Raw genomic sequence first — 15,209 nt, 5'->3', positions numbered from 1 at the left:
AGCGTCGAGTCCGTGAGTTACTCGATAGCCCAAGCCGCGCAGCGCAGTGGGTTGTCCATCGACACCTTGCGCTACTACGAACGAATCGGGCTCGTCGACCCGCCCGCGCGGGACTCGGGCGGCCGCCGCAGCTACTCGGAGGACGACCTCGGCTGGCTGGCTTTCGTGACGCGCCTGCGCACGACCGGCATGCCGATTCGGATGATGCGCGAGTTCGCGCAGCTCAGGCACCGCGGCGACCTGACGGCAGGCCGCCGCAAGCAGATCCTCGTCGAGCACCGCAACGACGTCCGCGCCCGCATCGCGGAGCTGCAGACGTGCCTGGAAGTGCTCGACTACAAGATCGACCACTACGCGGTGGTCGAGCGTGACTTGGAGGCGACGGCGTGAGCCGTTCATTGGGATCGTTGCAGGTCGGGCCGCAGGGCCTCGGCTGCATGGGAATGTCGGAGTTCTACGGCGCCGGCGACGAGGCGGAGTCGATCGCGGTGATCCACCGGGCCCTGGAGCTCGGCGTCACCCTGCTCGACACGGCCGACATGTACGGGCCTCACCTGAACGAGGAGCTGGTGGGCCGCGCGATCGCGGGCCGCCGTTCGGACGTCGTGCTGGCCACGAAGTTCGGCATCGTCCGCGACGGCGAACGTCGTGGCGTGCGCGGCGACCGCGAGTACGTGCGGTCCTCGGTCGAGGGCTCGCTGAAGAGGCTCGGGACCGACGTGATCGACCTGTACTACCTGCACCGGGTGCCGGCCGACACGCCCATCGAGGAGACGGTCGGCGCGATGGCCGAGCTGGTCACCGAGGGCAAGGTGCGCTACCTCGGCCTGTCCGAGGCGGGTGCCCAGACGCTGCGCCGCGCCCACGCCGTCCACCCGATCACCGCTCTGCAGAGCGAGTGGTCGCTGTGGTCGCGCGACATCGAGGCGGAGATCGTGCCCACCGCCCGTGAGCTGGGCATCGGCCTCGTGCCGTACTCACCGCTGGGCCGTGGCGTGCTGACCGGCCGCTTCGCGTCGTCCGCCGACTTCGGCGAGGGCGACTTCCGGGCCGCGAACCCGCGCTTCTCCGGCGAGAACCTCGACGCGAACCTGAAGATGGTCGCCGAGCTCCGCGCCCTGGCCGAGGCACGCGGCGTGACCGCCGGTCAGCTCGCGCTGGCCTGGGTCCAGCACCGCGGCTCGGACGTCGTGCCGATCCCGGGCACCAAGCGGATCAAGTACCTGGAGGAGAACGTGGCGGCGGCCTCGCTGGAGCTGTCGGAGGCCGACTTGGCCGCCATCGAGGCAGCTGTGCCGGCGTCGGCGGTGGCGGGGGACCGGTACCCCGACATGAGCTCGATCGGCCGCTAGAACACACGTTCGAATGCATCCCCAGGGTTGTCCACAGGTTGGGGACAACTGGCTGTGGACAACCCTGGGATTCATGTGGACAACTGGGCCGCGACGGTGGCTCCGAGCTCCCAGCACGCCTCGAGCCCGGCCTTCGACGGCTCGCCTGTGACGACCACGTGCTGCGCCGCCTTCTCCCAGCCCAACCCGATCGTGGCGGTCTCCACGCTGCGCACCGCGCCGGTCGTGTCGTTGTTGCCGTGCACGTAAAGCCCGAACGGCCGGCCCCGCGTGGAGTCGAGACACGGGTAGTAGACGGTGTCGAAGAAGTGCTTCAGCGCCCCGCTCATGTAGCCGAGGTTCGCGGGCGTGCCCAGCAGGTAACCGTCGGCCTCCAGAACATCCACAGCGGTTGTGGACAACGCGGCCCTGCGCACGAGTTCGACGCCCTCGATCTCGGGGGTGGACGCGCCGGCGACCACGGCCTCGAACATCGCCTGGAGAGCGGGCGACGGCGTGTGGTGGACGAGAAGCAGCCTCATGACCGCTCTTAGTACCACTCGAAGTGGCCATAGTCGGTCCGGCTCACACGCGGCGCGATCTCGGGCATCCGCAAGCAGTTCGCGGACGGCAACATGGATGACCATGACCCGCGCTTCCTACGACGTCGTCGCCGCCAGCTACGCCCGGCTCATCCCGGACGCGCACGACGGCCGCCCGCTCGACGCCGCGATCATGCGCGCGTTCGCCGAGCTCACCGAGGGCCCCGTGGGCGACATCGGCTGCGGTACCGGCCGCATCACGCAGCACCTGCACGAACTGGGGCTCGACGTGTTCGGCGTCGACCTTCGGGTCCTCAAGCCCGGCGGGCACCTGTTGCACGCCTTCAAACTGGGTAACCGGAAAAGACATCTCGCTCACGCGTACGGCCACGACGTCGACCTCCACGTCCACTGGCACGACATCGACGAGACCGTGACCAACGCGACCGAAGCCGGGTTCAACGAAGTGGCACGGCTGCAACGTCAGAGGGGTGTGGACGAAGGCGGGCCGCAGGCGTTCCTGTTGCTGAGCAAACGGAACCCCGCAGCCGGAAGCACGTCCTGAAGGGTGTACACAGGAGGGACCATGAAGACCACCGCCCTAATGCACACCAGTCCTCGTCAGCGCCGCATCACCTGGGGTTTCGGCCTCGCCGTCAGCATCGGCATGATCGGGATCGGGCCTCTGTTCGCGTCGGTGTGGCCGGGGTTCGACCACAGCCCGTGGGACATCAACACGATGTTGTTCGGGCTTGGCGTGGGGCTCTGCACGATCGCGTACATCTTCGGCCGGATCGCCGTCGCGGCGGTCACCGAGGGACGCCGCAACGCGGTGGCCCCGCCGACCAGAAGGGCCTACCTCGTGGTCGGCGGGAGCTTCGCCCTGGCCGCGATCTCGCTGGCGATCGCGCTGACGACATCCGCTAGCTGACGAGCCCGGTCACCCGTTCCCGCAGTTCGCCCAGCCGGGCCCGGCCTGACGCACGGGCGGACTCCAGTCCGTCCGTGACCGGCTGGACCACTTCCAGGTACGCCTTGAGCTTCGGCTCGGTGCCGGAGGGGCGCACGATCACGCGCACGCCGTCCGCCGTCCAGCGCAGCACGTCCGCGCCGGGCAGCAGGTCCTCGGCCGCGAAGTCCGCCGGCGGGTCGGCGCGCAGCCGCGCCATCGTCGCGCCGATCAGGCTCACGTCGGTGTACCGCAGGGAGACCTGGTCGGTCAGGTGCAGGCCGTGGTCCACCGCGAGCTGGTCCAGCGCGTCCAGCAGCGTGCGGCCGGACGCCTTCAGGCCCGCGGCCAGGTCGGCGGCGACGACCGCGGCCGAGATGCCGTCCTTGTCGGCGACGTGCTCGGGGTCGACGCAGTTGCCGAGCGCCTCCTCGTAGGCGAACACCAGGCCCTCGCCCGCGCGCGCCAGCCACTTGAAGCCCGTCAGCGTCTCCGCGTACCGGGCACCGTGCGCGGCCGCGATCGACTTCAGCAGCGACGACGACACGATCGTCGTCGCCACCAGCGGGTCCGTGGACTCGGTGGTCGACAACACGAGCGAGCCGAGCAGCACGCCCGTCTCGTCGCCGCGCAGCATCCGCCACGTGTCGCCGTCCTTGACGCCCAGCGCGCACCGGTCCGCGTCCGGGTCCAGCGCGATGGCGAGGTCCGCGTCCACCGACGCCGCGAGGGAGAGCAGCTCGTCGGACGCGCCCGGCTCCTCCGGGTTCGGGAACACGACGGTCGGGAAGTCCGGGTCCGGCACCGCCTGCGACCGCACCACGTGCACGTCGGTGAAACCCGCGCGCCGCAACGCTTCCACGGCGAACGCGCCACCCACGCCGTGCATCGGCGTCAGCGCGATCTTCAGCGAACGGGAGTTCCCGCGCGGCAACGACGCGACCCGCTCCAGGTACGCGTCGACGTCGGCGTCCGGCACCGTCGTGTACGTGGTGTTCCGCGGCACGGAGACCGCGGCCGGAACCGCCTCGATCGCCTTCTCGATCTCGCCGTCCGAGGGTGGCACGATCTGGGAACCGCCGGCCAGGTAGAGCTTGTAGCCGTTGTCCGCGGGCGGGTTGTGCGACGCGGTGATCTGGATCCCGGCCACCGCGCCGTGCGCGCGCACCAGGTACGCCAGCACCGGCGTGGGCAGCGGCCCCGGCAGCACCCGCACGTCGAACCCGGCCGCCGCCATCACCTCGGCCGCGGCGGTGGCGAACTCCTCCGAGCCGTGCCGCGCGTCGCGCCCGACGAACACCAGACCGGGTGCCCCGAGCCACGCCGCCACCCCGGCCGTCGTGCGGACGACCGTGGCCACGTTCATGCCGTTCGTGCCCGCCCGCACCGGCCCGCGCAGCCCGGCGGTGCCGAACGTCAGCGGACCGGCCATGCGGTCCCGGAGGTCTTCCAGCGCGGCGGCGTCACCGCCCATCGCCCGCGCCAGCACGCCCTGCAGTTCGGCGCGCGTCGCGTCGGACGGGTCGTCGGCGATCCACCGGAACGTCGCGTCACGCAGTGCCGGCGTCAGGCTCATGCCCGGTCCACCAGCTCGCGCAGCAGCGTGCCCATGCGCTGGGCCGCGGCGGCACCGGCCTCCAGCACCTCCTGGTGGTTCAGCGGCTCACCGGTGATGCCCGCGGCGAGGTTCGTGACCAGCGACAGGCCGAACACCTCGACGCCCTCGGCACGCGCGGCGATCGCCTCGTGCACCGTCGACATGCCGACCAGGTCCGCGCCCATCGTGCGCAGCATCCGGATCTCGGCGGGCGTCTCGAAGTGCGGGCCGGGAAGCCCCGCGTACACGCCCTCCTCCAGCGACGGGTCGATCTCCTGCGCTACCTTGCGCAGCCGCGGCGAGTACAGGTCCGTGAGGTCGACGAACCGAGCGCCGACCAGCGGCGACACCGCCGTCAGGTTCAGGTGGTCGGAGATCAGCACGGGCTGCCCGACGGCCATGCCCTGGCGCAGGCCACCCGCGGCGTTGGTCAGCACGACCGTGGACACGCCCGCGGCGGCGACGGCGCGCACGGCGTGCACGACCTTCTGGACGCCCTTGCCCTCGTAGCCGTGGGTGCGGCCGAGGACGACGAGGACCTTCTTGTCACCGACCTCGACGGAACGGATGGTGCCGCCGTGGCCGAGCGCGGTCGGCGCCTCGAAGCCCGTCAGCTCGCCCACCGGGATCTCGGTGACCGGCTCGCCGATCACGTCGGCGGCGGGCCGCCAGCCCGAGCCGAGCACGATGGCGATGTCGTGCTTCGTGTTGCCGGTGCGGCTCTGGATCTCTTCCGCGGCCTTGCCGGCCAGCTCTTCTGGAGTCACCGCGAGAGCTTAAACCGGGGCGAACGTCGAGGCGATCGCGTCGAACAGCCGTACGCGCGCCTCGTCCTCCTGCTCTGTGGGGACCACCACTTCGATCACCCACAGGTCGGTGCCGTACGGCAGCACGCGGGAGAAGTGCGTCCTGCGCAGCGCGTTGGGCTCGTCACCCTCGACCGTCCGGTAGATGAACTGGACGCTGGGCTCGCTGTGCGGCCCCGCCAGGTCCGGCGTCGGTGCCATCTCGCCACCGAAGAACCGGCCGGGCCAGCGCCCCTGCACCCCGGCGACGTACGTCTTGATGTCGCGCTTCGGGTAGTACTCGGGGAACCGCTGGACCGTCACCTCGTACGCGCCGCTGCCGGACACGAAGTGCACCATCGCCGAGGCCGGCAGCCGCTGTTCGGCGGACCGCTGCTCGGCGTAGGTCGTCCAGCTCTGCTCGACCTGCAGCGCGAACTTGCCGCCCTGGTCACCGTTGGCCAGCACGGCCGACGCGGTGCGGGGCTGCAGCGTCGCCGACGTGGGCAGGGTCGGCAGCGTCGGCAGGGTCTGCTCGGTCGGCGGCAGCAGCGGGGCACCCGCGGCGAGCCTGGTCAGCACGAAGCCGCCGCCGGAACCCGCCACGAACAGCAGCACGGCCACGACCAGCACCAACGCCGAGGTCAACCGTCCTCGCCGGCGCTGGGGGCCGAGCGGCTTCGTGACGAGGAACGGCAGCGGGCCCGGGTCGTCGGCGAGCGGTGCGTCCGGCTCGATCTTCGGCTTGGGCCGCACGATGACGGGCGGTTGCACCGCCGCGCGGACCTCGAACGCGTCCGTGCCGGGCTCCGGCAGCAGCGGGTAGACCTGCTTGCGCACGTCGACGAGCGACAGGCGTTCGGTCGGTTCCTTGCGCATCAACCCGCTGATCACCGGCGCGAGCCGGCCGGCGCCGGCCGGTACGGGCACGTCGCCGTTGATCACCGCGTTGATCGTCTGCATGACGTTCTTGCCCACGTACGGCGGCTCGCCGGCCATCGCGGCCCACACCGTGGCGCCGAGCGACCACCTGTCCGCGGCCGCCGACACGCCCCCGCCCTGCGCCACCTCGGGCGCGATGTAGGCGGGCGTGCCGAGCGTGATCCCGCGCGCGGTCATGGTGGCCTCGGCGACGTTGCGCGCGATGCCGAAGTCGGTGAGCTTGACCCGCCCGTCGTCGGCGATGAGCACGTTGCCGGGCTTCACGTCCCGATGCGTGATGCCCGCCCGGTGCGCCGACTCCAGCGCCGCCGCGACCGCGTCCAGCACCGCCGCGCCCTGCTTCTCGGTGAGGCAGCCCTGCTCCTGCAGCACCTCGCCGAGACTGCGCGACGGCACCAGCTCCATCACCACGTACGGGTCGCCGTCGTGCTGGACGACGTCGTAGAGCGTCACGAGGTTCGGGTGGGACAGCGCGGCGACCGCACGCGCCTCGCGCATGGTCCGTTCGCGCAGCTGAGCTGCCTCGGCGTCCGGCATGCCCGGGGTGTGCAGGATGCCCTTCACGGCGACCTGCCTGCCCAGCACCTCGTCGCGGGCGGCCCACACCGTGCCCATGGAGCCTTGGCCGAGCACGTGCAGCAACTGATACCGCTCCGCGATCAGGCGCTTCAGGTCAGCCTTTTCCACTCCTCGATTCTTCCTGACACACTGACTGCATCGTTAACGGCGGTGAACCTCACATAGCCGTGCACGTACCGGTCGGTAAAACTGCAACGCATGATGGAGTTGGCCTTGCCCGCCGAATTCCGCCCGAACGAGTTCCCCGCCGCGTCGAGGGAGCAATGGCGTGAGCTGGTCGACGCTGTCCTCTCCAAGACCGGTGCGAGCTTCGAGTCGCTGGTCACGAAGACGTACGACGGCATCGAGCTCCAGCCGCTCTACACCCTCGACGACGCCCTGGAGCCGTACGCGCTCGCCCCGGTGAAGCAGGGCTGGGACGTCCGCCAGCGCCACCTCGTCCCCGACCCGGTCGCGCTCATGAACGACCTGGAGGGCGGCGTCACCTCGCTGTGGCTCGCCGTGCCGGCCTCGTCGCTGGAGCGCCTGCTGGACGGGGTCTACCTCGATCTCGCGCCGATCGTGCTCGACGGTTCCGTCGAGGCCGCACGCGCGATGCTGCGGATCTACGACCAGGCGCCGGTGCTGGCCGCCGACGTGCGCGGCAACCTGGCACTGACACCTTCGGGTGAGGCCCTCGACGTCATCAAGCAGGCTCGCGCGCAGTTCCCGGGCCTGCGGACCGTCGTGGTGAACGCGCTGCCGTTCCACGACGCAGGCGGTTCCGACTCCGAGGAACTGGGCGCCTCTCTCGCGCTGGCGGTCTCGTACCTCCGGGCGCTGACCGAGGCGGGCTTCACGGACGAGGAGGCCTTCGCGCAGCTGGAGTTCCGGTACGCCGCGACGGCCGACCAGTTCATGACGATCGCCAAGCTGCGGGCCGCGCGCCGGCTGTGGGCACGGGTCGCCGAGGTGTCCGGCGTCGAGACCGTGCAGGTCCAGCACGCGGTGACGTCCTCGGCGATGATGACCCGCCGCGACCCGTGGGTGAACATGCTGCGCACGACCGTCGCCACGCTGGCCGCGGGCCTCGGCGGAGCCGACTCGGTGACCGTGCAGCCGTTCGACGCGGCCATCGGCCTGCCGGACGAGTTCGCGCGGCGGATCGCCCGCAACACGCAGAACCTGCTGCTGGAGGAGTCGCACCTCGGTGAGGTGATCGACCCGGCCGCCGGCTCCTGGTACGTCGAGAAGCTGACGGACGCCCTCGCCGTGGAGGCCTGGGCCTGGTTCCAGGAGATCGAGCGGGCCGGTGGGATCGACTCGGCCGGATCGTTGGTCGCCTCGCGGATCGCCGCCACCTGGGCTGCCCGGTCGGCTCGGCTCGCGGATCGCAGCGACCCGATCACGGGGGTGAGCGAGTTCCCGAACCTCGGCGAGAAGCCGGTGGTCCGCGACCCCCTGCCTGGTGCCGAGCCCGCCTCTGGTGCCGAGCCCGCCTCTGGTGCCGAGCCCGCCTCTGGTGCCGAGCCCGCCTCTGGTGCCGCGCGCACCTCTGGTGTCGTGCGCGCTTCTGGTGCAGAGCCCGCTCTTGGAACCGAGCCCGCTCTTGGAACCGAGCCCGCGCTTGGAGCCGAGCGCGCTTCTGGTGCCGGGCTCGCTTCTGGTGTCGAGCCCGCAGTTGGAACCGAGCCCGTGCTTGGAGCCGGGCCCGCCTCTAGTGCCGAGCGCGCCTCTGGTGCCGAGCACACCCCCGGAATCGATTCCGATTCGCAGGCCCCCTGGGGGGACACGCCCCCCACTCCAATCTTCTCAACCAGGTCCGACAATTTCGGGCTGCCACGGGTCCGTTATGCACAGGCCTTCGAAGAGCTGCGCGACCTAGCCGACGCCCAGCCCGAACGCCCCCAGGTCTTCCTGGCCACCCTCGGCCCGGTGGCCGCCCACACCGCCAGGGCCACCTTCGCCGCGAACCTGTTCAACGCCGGCGGCTTCGCCACCCCGAACGCGGGCCCGACCAGGACCCCCGAGGACGTGGCGCAGAAGTTCGAGGAGTCCGGCGCGAGGGTCGCCGTCCTGTGCGGCAGCGAGTCGAGCTACGCCGAGCAGGCCGTCGCCACCGTCGAGGCGCTGCGCCAGGCCGGTGCCGAGCGGGTGCTCCTGGCGGGCAAGAAGACCGACGCGGACGTGGACGGCTTCGTCTTCACGGGCTGTCCCGCGCTGGAAATCCTCAACGACACGTACGCGTTCCTTGCCGCAAAGGAAGCTAAGGGAGTGGAGCGATGATCCCCAACTTCGCGGACATCGACCTCGGTCCTCTCCCGCAGGCGAAGTACGAGACGGACCTGCCGTCGTGGGAGACGCCGGAGGGCATCGCGGTCAAGCCGGTCTACGGTCCGTCCGATGTGGAGGGTCTCGACTTCCTGCGGACGTACCCCGGCATCGCGCCGTTCCTGCGCGGCCCGTACCCGACGATGTACGTCAACCAGCCGTGGACCGTGCGCCAGTACGCGGGTTTCTCGACGGCCGAGGAGTCGAACGCCTTCTACCGCCGCAACCTCGCGGCCGGGCAGAAGGGGCTGAGCGTCGCCTTCGACCTCGCCACCCACCGCGGCTACGACTCGGACCACCCGCGCGTCGCCGGTGACGTCGGCATGGCCGGTGTCGCGATCGACTCCATCTACGACATGCGCACGCTGTTCGACGGCATCCCGCTCGACAAGATGTCCGTGTCGATGACGATGAACGGCGCGGTGCTGCCGATCCTCGCGCTGTTCGTGGTGGCTGCGGAGGAGCAGGGGGTGAAGCCGGAACAGCTCATGGGGACGATCCAGAACGACATCCTCAAGGAGTTCATGGTCCGCAACACCTACATCTACCCGCCCGCGGCGTCGATGCGGATCATCTCCGACATCTTCAGCTACACCTCCCAGCACATGCCGAAGTACAACTCCATCTCGATCTCCGGCTACCACATGCAGGAGGCCGGGGCGACGGCCGACCTGGAGCTGGCGTACACGCTCGCGGACGGCGTCGAGTACATCCGCGCAGGCCGGGCGGCGGGGCTGGACGTCGACAAGTTCGCGCCGCGCCTGAGCTTCTTCTGGGCGATCGGCATGAACTACTTCATGGAGATCGCCAAGATGCGGGCCGCGCGCCTGCTGTGGGCGAAGCTGGTCAACGACTTCGAGCCGAAGAGCCAGAAGTCGCTCAGCCTGCGCACGCACTGCCAGACCTCCGGCTGGTCGCTGACCGCGCAGGACGTGTTCAACAACGTCGCGCGCACGTGCGTCGAGGCGATGGCGGCGACGCAGGGGCACACGCAGTCGTTGCACACCAACGCACTCGACGAAGCCCTCGCGCTCCCGACGGACTTCTCCGCGCGCATCGCCCGCAACACCCAGCTCCTCCTGCAGCAGGAGTCCGGCACGACGCGCGTGATCGACCCGTGGGGCGGCAGCGCCTACGTCGAACGGCTCACCGCGGAGCTCGCCGCGAAGGCCTGGGAGCACATCACCGAGGTCGAGAAGGCCGGCGGCATGGCCCGCGCGATCGACGAGGGCATCCCGAAGCTGCGCATCGAGGAGGCCGCCGCCCGCACGCAGGCGCGCATCGACTCCGGACGCCAGCCCGTCATCGGCGTCAACAAGTACCTGGTGGACACCGACGAGAAGATCGAGGTCCTCAAGGTCGACAACGCCGGCGTGCGCGTCCAGCAGCTCGACAAGCTCCGCAGGCTCAGGGAAGAACGCGACCAGTCCGAGGTGGACGGCACGCTGGAGGCCCTGACCAGGGCGGCGAGCGGTGAGGGCAACCTGCTGGAGCTGGCGATCAACGCCGCCCGCGCCAAGGCCACCGTCGGCGAGATCTCCGAGGCGCTGGGCAAGGTGTGGGGCCGGCACAGCGCGCAGATCCGAACCATTTCCGGCGTGTACCGGCAGGAGGTCGGCTCAGTGTCCAACGTGGACGCCTGCCGCGAGGTCGTCGAGACGTTCGCGGAGGAGGAAGGCCGCCGCCCCCGCATCCTGGTCGCGAAGATGGGCCAGGACGGGCACGACCGCGGTCAGAAGGTCATCGCCACGGCGTTCGCCGACCTCGGCTTCGACGTCGACGTCGGCCCGCTGTTCCAGACGCCGGACGAGGTCGCGCGCCAGGCCGTCGAGGCCGACGTGCACATCGTCGGCGTGTCCTCGCTCGCCGCCGGTCACCTCACGCTGGTGCCGGCGCTGCGCGAGGAGCTCGCGAACCTCGGCCGCGAGGACATCATGATCGTCGTCGGCGGCGTCATCCCGCCGCAGGACTTCGACGAGCTGTACGCGGCGGGTGCGGCGGCGATCTTCCCGCCCGGCACCGTGATCGCGGACGCGGCCAAGGACCTGCTGGTGAAGCTCGCGGACCAGCTCGGGCACCATGGCTAGGACGGTCGACGTCGCCGAGTACACCAAGGGCGTCCTCGACGGCAACCGCGGTGTGCTCGCCAAGGCGATCACGCTGGTCGAGTCGACGCGCGCGGACCACCGGGCCAAGGCCCAGGAGCTGCTGGTCGAGCTGTTGCCGAAGTCGGGCGACGCGATCCGGGTCGGCATCACGGGCGTGCCCGGCGTGGGCAAGTCGACGTTCATCGACGCCCTCGGCACCATGCTGACCGAGCAGGGGCACCGCGTCGCGGTGCTTGCCGTCGACCCGTCCTCCACGCGCACCGGCGGCAGCATCCTGGGCGACAAGACGCGGATGCAGCGGCTGTCGGTGAACGAGAAGGCGTTCATCCGGCCCTCTCCGACGTCGGGAACGCTCGGCGGCGTCGCGCAGGCCACCCGCGAGACGATCGTGCTCGTCGAGGCCGCGGGCTTCGACGTGGTGCTGGTCGAGACGGTCGGCGTCGGGCAGTCCGAGGTGGCCGTCGCGAACATGACGGACTGCTCGCTGTTCCTGACCCTCGCGCGCACCGGCGATCAGCTCCAGGGCATCAAGAAGGGCATCCTGGAGCTCGCGGACGTCATCGCGGTCAACAAGGCCGACGGCGAACACGAGCTGGACGCCCGCAAGGCCGCGCGCGAACTGGCCGGGGCGCTGAAGCTCCTGCGCCCGCCGGACGCGCTGTGGCACCCGCCCGTGCTCACGTGCTCGGGTCTCACCGGAACCGGTCTCGACGAGTTGTGGTCCCGAGTGCTGGAACACCGCAGGACCCTGACCGACGCCGGGGAACTGGACGAACGCCGCCGGCGCCAGCAGGTCGAATGGACCTGGATGATGGTCCGCGACGAACTGTGGCGACAGGTGCGCGAGAGCGCCGCCGTGCGTTCTCTGGCCCCCTCTCTGGAAGAGAAGGTCAGGCTGGGAGAGCTCACCGCCACCCTTGCGGCAGAGCAGATTTTGAAGGCGTTCCAATCGGACTCACGGTGAGCGCTTAGCTAGTTTGGGTGACCTTCGATCGTGGTATTCGAGGTACAGTTCAGGCCATGTCGAGGTTGCTGCTGGCCTGCGTGTTCTCGCTGATGAGCGTTCTCGGGATCGCCGGAGTGGCGTCCGCGCAAGAGGCGGCGAACGCGCCTGCGCCGGCCGCGCAGCAGACGACAGTGAATCCGGCTCCCGACGTGAACGCGCCGCAGGAGCCGTCGCCTGAAGCGCGCGAGGAGACCAAGCGCAAGCTGTGGATCGGCGGCATCGCCGTTCTGCTGTTCGTGCTGGTCTACTACCGCAACAAGAAGCGGTGGGCGAAGTGGCGCAAGGAGCGGGCTGCCAAGAAGGGCTAGCCGGGGGCCGCTCGGCGTGAGACGGTCCATCCCACCTGGTGGGACGGAATAGTCAAAGTTAAGCGTGTCTCCCGACCATTTGCGTCATCGTTGATCGGTCAGACCGAAACTCGCTCGCCGCTTGGCGCAGCGCTGCGACCGGCCGTCTGGTTGATCATCATCAGCGCACCGCGTCCCACAGGTGGTGATGCAGGATGGTGGCAAATGGGTACCGACTTGAAGATCAGCACGCGCTCGACCGTCGAGCGGTACTCGGACGCGCTGCTGGACCTGTCGCACTCGATCCACGCCGAGCCTGAGCTGGCCTTCGAGGAGCACCGCAGCGTCGAGAAGATCACCTCTTTGCTGGTCGGGGAGGGTTTCGAGGTCGACCGCGGTGTGGCGGACCTCGACACCGCGTTCGTCGCCACGTTCGGCGACGGCGAGCTCGTCCTGGGACTGTGTGCCGAGTACGACGCTCTGCCCGAAGTCGGGCACGCGTGCGGGCACAACGTCATAGCCGCCGCGTCCGTCGGCACGGCACTCGCGCTGCGTGACATCGCTGACCAGCTGGGTGTCACCGTGAAGGTGATCGGGACCCCGGCGGAAGAGGTCGGCGGCGGCAAGGTGCTGATGCTGGAACGGGGCGTGTTCGACGACGTCTCGCTCTCGATGATGGTGCACCCGGCGCCGTACGAGTCGTGCGCCGCCAAATCGCTCGCGATCACCGATCTCGAGGTGCACTACAAGGGCAAGCCGTCACACGCGGCCGCCGCCCCGCACCTGGGCGTCAACGCCGCGGACGCGGTGACGATCGCGCAGATGTCGATCAGCCTGCTGCGGCAGCACTTCGAGCCCGGTCAGATGGTCAGCGGCATCGTCACCAACGGCGGTACCGTGCCGAACGTAATACCCGCCCGCGCATCGGCGATGTTCGATGTGAGGGCGGAGAACCTGGAATCGCTGCAGCGACTGGAGAACCGGATCCGGGACTGCTTCTCAGCCGGTGCGCTCGCGACCGGCTGCACCCATGAGGTCGTGCAGGTCTCACCGATCTACGCCGAGTTGACTCCCGATCCGTGGCTCGCGGACGCCTACCGGCGTGCGGCCACCGAGCTGGGCAGACGACCGCTCTCGCCAGAACAGGAACAGCGGGAGAAGATCGGGAGCACCGACATGGGCAACGTCACCAGAGTGTTGCCCGCCATCCACCCGACCATCGCCATCGACTGCGGAGACGCGGTGAACCACCAACTAGAGTTCGCGACCGCCTGTGCCTCGGCGTCGGCCGACCGTGCGCTCCTCGACGGAGCACTTGCCATGGCCTGGACGACTATCGCGACAGCCACCGATTCCCGGCAGCGCGCACGGCTGCTGGCCCGCGGAGGTGCGGCATGACGGTTCTGGACTCCCGGCCCTCGGGTTCCTCAACTGTGAAGACGTCCCCTGAGATGCTTGTCGGCCCCACCGGGGTGAGCATGTCTCCTGTGGATGATCTCGGAGAAGGCCGTGGCCCGGCCTGGCTCGACGATTGGCTGAAGGCGCACGCCGCCGACGTAGTCGCCTGGCGGCGCCACATCCACGCCAACCCCGAACTGTCCCGGCGCGAGTACAACACCACCGAGCTCGTGGCGAAGCTGCTGCGCGAGGTCGGCCTCAAGCCGCGCATCCTCCCCGGCGGAACGGGCCTGATCTGCGACATCGGCCACGGCCCCCGCTGCGTGGCTCTCCGCGCGGACATGGACGCCCTGCCGCTGCACGAGAACACCGGCCTGCCGTTCGGATCCACTGTGGACGGTGTGTCGCACGCGTGCGGTCACGACGCCCACACGACGGTCCTGCTCGGCACGGCGCTGGCCCTCGCCTCGGCGACGGAGCTGCCGGGCCGCGTCCGCCTGGTGTTCCAGCCGGCGGAGGAGGTCATGCCGGGCGGTGCGCTCGACGTGCTCGCCGCGGGCGGGCTCGACGGCGTGGAGCGGATCTTCGGCCTGCACTGCGACCCGCGTCTGCAGGTCGGCCGCATCGGCACGCGGATCGGCGCCATCACGTCGGCCTCCGACCTGCTGGAGCTGCGGCTGTCCTCGCCGGGCGGCCACACCTCGCGCCCGCACCTCACCGCGGACCTGGTGCACGCCCTCGGCACGGTCATCACCGGCCTGCCCACGATGCTGTCGCGCCGCGTCGACCCCCGCTCCGGCACCGTCCTGGTGTGGGGCGCGGTGCACGCGGGCGAGGCGCCGAACGCGGTGCCCCAGGACGGCCTGGTGCGCGGCACGCTGCGCACCGGCGACCGGGACATCTGGGCCGAGCTGGAGCCGCTGGTCAAGGACCTGGTGACGGGCCTGCTGGCCCCGACCGGCGTCGGCTTCGACCTGCACCACCGCCGCGGCGTGCCGCCGGTGGTCAACGAGCGCGAGTCCACCCAGATCCTGCGCGCCGGCATCGAGGCCGCCCTGGGTGACGACGCGCTCGCGGGCACCGAGCAGTCCTCCGGTGGCGAGGACTTCGGCTGGTACCTGGAACACGTGCCCGGCTCGTTCGCACGCCTCGGCGTGTGGAACGGCCAGGAGAAGCAGCGCGACCTGCACCAGCCGACGTTCGACCTGGACGAGCGCGCGCTCCTCGTCGGGGTTCGAGTCATGGTGCACACCGCGTTGGCTGCTCTCGCCTAGAGCGGAACCCTCTCGGTTTGAGCTGTGTTGTGGCGGGGGGGGGGGGGGTGGCCGCCCGCCCCACGCAGGGGGGGGGGCGGGAACGGGGGGGGGGGCGAGGG

At 70.3% G+C, this 15,209-nt stretch carries 14 protein-coding genes; 10 read left to right on the top strand and 4 right to left on the bottom strand.

The window, feature by feature from the left end; all coding sequences use genetic code 11:
- The first annotated feature begins 12 nt into the window (after window positions 1–12).
- Complete coding sequence (locus ORI60_RS20225) at window positions 13–390, top strand: MerR family transcriptional regulator (RefSeq protein ID WP_266039213.1); 378 nt, start codon at window positions 13–15, stop codon at window positions 388–390.
- A gap of 47 nt (window positions 391–437) precedes the next feature.
- Window positions 438–1,352, top strand: coding sequence for an aldo/keto reductase (locus ORI60_RS20220; protein ID WP_266039372.1), 915 nt, complete (start codon window positions 438–440; stop codon window positions 1,350–1,352).
- A 71-nt stretch (window positions 1,353–1,423) separates the two neighbouring features.
- On the opposite strand, the gene ORI60_RS20215 is transcribed toward ORI60_RS20220, so the two are convergent.
- Window positions 1,424–1,873, bottom strand: coding sequence for a flavodoxin family protein (locus ORI60_RS20215; RefSeq protein WP_266039211.1), 450 nt, complete (start codon window positions 1,871–1,873; stop codon window positions 1,424–1,426).
- A gap of 103 nt (window positions 1,874–1,976) precedes the next feature.
- On the opposite strand from ORI60_RS20215, the gene ORI60_RS20210 reads away from it, so the two are divergent.
- Together ORI60_RS20210 and ORI60_RS20205 are read left to right on the top strand one after the other, a co-directional pair.
- Entirely contained in the window at window positions 1,977–2,438 is a 462-nt protein-coding gene (locus tag ORI60_RS20210; RefSeq protein WP_266039210.1) for a hypothetical protein, read from the top strand.
- Between the two features lie 21 nt (window positions 2,439–2,459).
- The gene (locus tag ORI60_RS20205) at window positions 2,460–2,804 is read left to right on the top strand and encodes a hypothetical protein (RefSeq protein WP_266039208.1); all 345 of its coding nucleotides are present in this window, start codon (window positions 2,460–2,462) and stop codon (window positions 2,802–2,804) included.
- Here the strand turns inward: ORI60_RS20205 and ORI60_RS20200 are convergent.
- The 3 genes from ORI60_RS20200 to ORI60_RS20190 are packed head-to-tail and all read right to left on the bottom strand — an operon-like array spanning window position 2,797 to window position 6,833.
- Entirely contained in the window at window positions 2,797–4,398 is a 1,602-nt protein-coding gene (locus tag ORI60_RS20200) for a phospho-sugar mutase (RefSeq protein ID WP_266039205.1), read from the bottom strand. The two genes, ORI60_RS20205 and ORI60_RS20200, sit on opposite strands and share 8 nt — an antisense overlap.
- A complete protein-coding gene (locus tag ORI60_RS20195) occupies window positions 4,395–5,186 on the bottom strand; it encodes a purine-nucleoside phosphorylase (protein ID WP_266039203.1) in 792 nt (263 codons plus the stop codon). The genes ORI60_RS20200 and ORI60_RS20195 overlap by 4 nt, the downstream gene beginning before the upstream one ends.
- A gap of 9 nt (window positions 5,187–5,195) precedes the next feature.
- Complete coding sequence (locus ORI60_RS20190) at window positions 5,196–6,833, bottom strand: serine/threonine-protein kinase (protein WP_266039200.1); 1,638 nt, start codon at window positions 6,831–6,833, stop codon at window positions 5,196–5,198.
- 90 nt (window positions 6,834–6,923) lie between these two features.
- Here ORI60_RS20190 and ORI60_RS20185 point away from each other — a divergent pair, with 90 nt between their 5' ends.
- The 6 genes from ORI60_RS20185 (at window position 6,924) to ORI60_RS20160 (ending at window position 15,108) form a co-directional block, all read left to right on the top strand.
- Window positions 6,924–8,990, top strand: coding sequence for a methylmalonyl-CoA mutase family protein (locus tag ORI60_RS20185; protein ID WP_266039199.1), 2,067 nt, complete (start codon window positions 6,924–6,926; stop codon window positions 8,988–8,990).
- Window positions 8,987–11,122: a methylmalonyl-CoA mutase gene (gene scpA, locus ORI60_RS20180; protein ID WP_266039197.1), complete on the top strand. Its 2,136-nt coding sequence runs from the start codon at window positions 8,987–8,989 to the stop codon at window positions 11,120–11,122. Before ORI60_RS20185 ends, scpA begins: the two co-directional genes overlap by 4 nt.
- Window positions 11,115–12,107 carry a methylmalonyl Co-A mutase-associated GTPase MeaB gene (gene meaB, locus ORI60_RS20175; protein ID WP_266039196.1) on the top strand — a complete coding sequence of 331 codons (993 nt, stop codon included), beginning with the start codon at window positions 11,115–11,117 and terminating at the stop codon, window positions 12,105–12,107. The genes scpA and meaB overlap by 8 nt, the downstream gene beginning before the upstream one ends.
- 56 nt (window positions 12,108–12,163) lie before the next feature.
- A complete protein-coding gene (locus ORI60_RS20170; RefSeq protein WP_266039194.1) occupies window positions 12,164–12,457 on the top strand; it encodes a hypothetical protein in 294 nt (97 codons plus the stop codon).
- Between the two features lie 204 nt (window positions 12,458–12,661).
- Complete coding sequence (locus ORI60_RS20165) at window positions 12,662–13,834, top strand: M20 family metallopeptidase (protein ID WP_266039193.1); 1,173 nt, start codon at window positions 12,662–12,664, stop codon at window positions 13,832–13,834.
- The gene (locus tag ORI60_RS20160) at window positions 13,831–15,108 is read left to right on the top strand and encodes a M20 family metallopeptidase (RefSeq protein WP_266039192.1); all 1,278 of its coding nucleotides are present in this window, start codon (window positions 13,831–13,833) and stop codon (window positions 15,106–15,108) included. The genes ORI60_RS20165 and ORI60_RS20160 overlap by 4 nt, the downstream gene beginning before the upstream one ends.
- Window positions 15,109–15,209: the final 101 nt, after the last annotated feature.

The sequence above is a fragment of the Lentzea sp. NEAU-D7 genome (genome assembly GCF_026242055.1).
Classification (GTDB): domain Bacteria; phylum Actinomycetota; class Actinomycetes; order Mycobacteriales; family Pseudonocardiaceae; genus Lentzea.
Note: the sequence above shows the minus strand (reverse complement) of the source record. Positions and strands in the feature narration are given on the sequence as shown.

Bases quoted from the DNA above. Each gene is read 5' to 3' on its own strand.
- ORI60_RS20165 (WP_266039193.1), top strand. From the start codon at position 12,662: ATGGGTACCGACTTGAAGATCAGCACGCGCTCGACCGTCGAGCGGTAC.
- ORI60_RS20200 (WP_266039205.1), bottom strand. From the start codon at position 4,398: ATGAGCCTGACGCCGGCACTGCGTGACGCGACGTTCCGGTGGATCGCC.
- ORI60_RS20215 (WP_266039211.1), bottom strand. From the start codon at position 1,873: ATGAGGCTGCTTCTCGTCCACCACACGCCGTCGCCCGCTCTCCAGGCG.
- ORI60_RS20160 (WP_266039192.1), top strand. From the start codon at position 13,831: ATGACGGTTCTGGACTCCCGGCCCTCGGGTTCCTCAACTGTGAAGACG.
- ORI60_RS20210 (WP_266039210.1), top strand. From the start codon at position 1,977: ATGACCCGCGCTTCCTACGACGTCGTCGCCGCCAGCTACGCCCGGCTC.
- ORI60_RS20220 (WP_266039372.1), top strand. From the start codon at position 438: ATGGGAATGTCGGAGTTCTACGGCGCCGGCGACGAGGCGGAGTCGATC.
- meaB (WP_266039196.1), top strand. From the start codon at position 11,115: ATGGCTAGGACGGTCGACGTCGCCGAGTACACCAAGGGCGTCCTCGAC.
- ORI60_RS20170 (WP_266039194.1), top strand. From the start codon at position 12,164: ATGTCGAGGTTGCTGCTGGCCTGCGTGTTCTCGCTGATGAGCGTTCTC.
- scpA (WP_266039197.1), top strand. From the start codon at position 8,987: ATGATCCCCAACTTCGCGGACATCGACCTCGGTCCTCTCCCGCAGGCG.
- ORI60_RS20185 (WP_266039199.1), top strand. From the start codon at position 6,924: ATGATGGAGTTGGCCTTGCCCGCCGAATTCCGCCCGAACGAGTTCCCC.
- ORI60_RS20205 (WP_266039208.1), top strand. From the start codon at position 2,460: ATGAAGACCACCGCCCTAATGCACACCAGTCCTCGTCAGCGCCGCATC.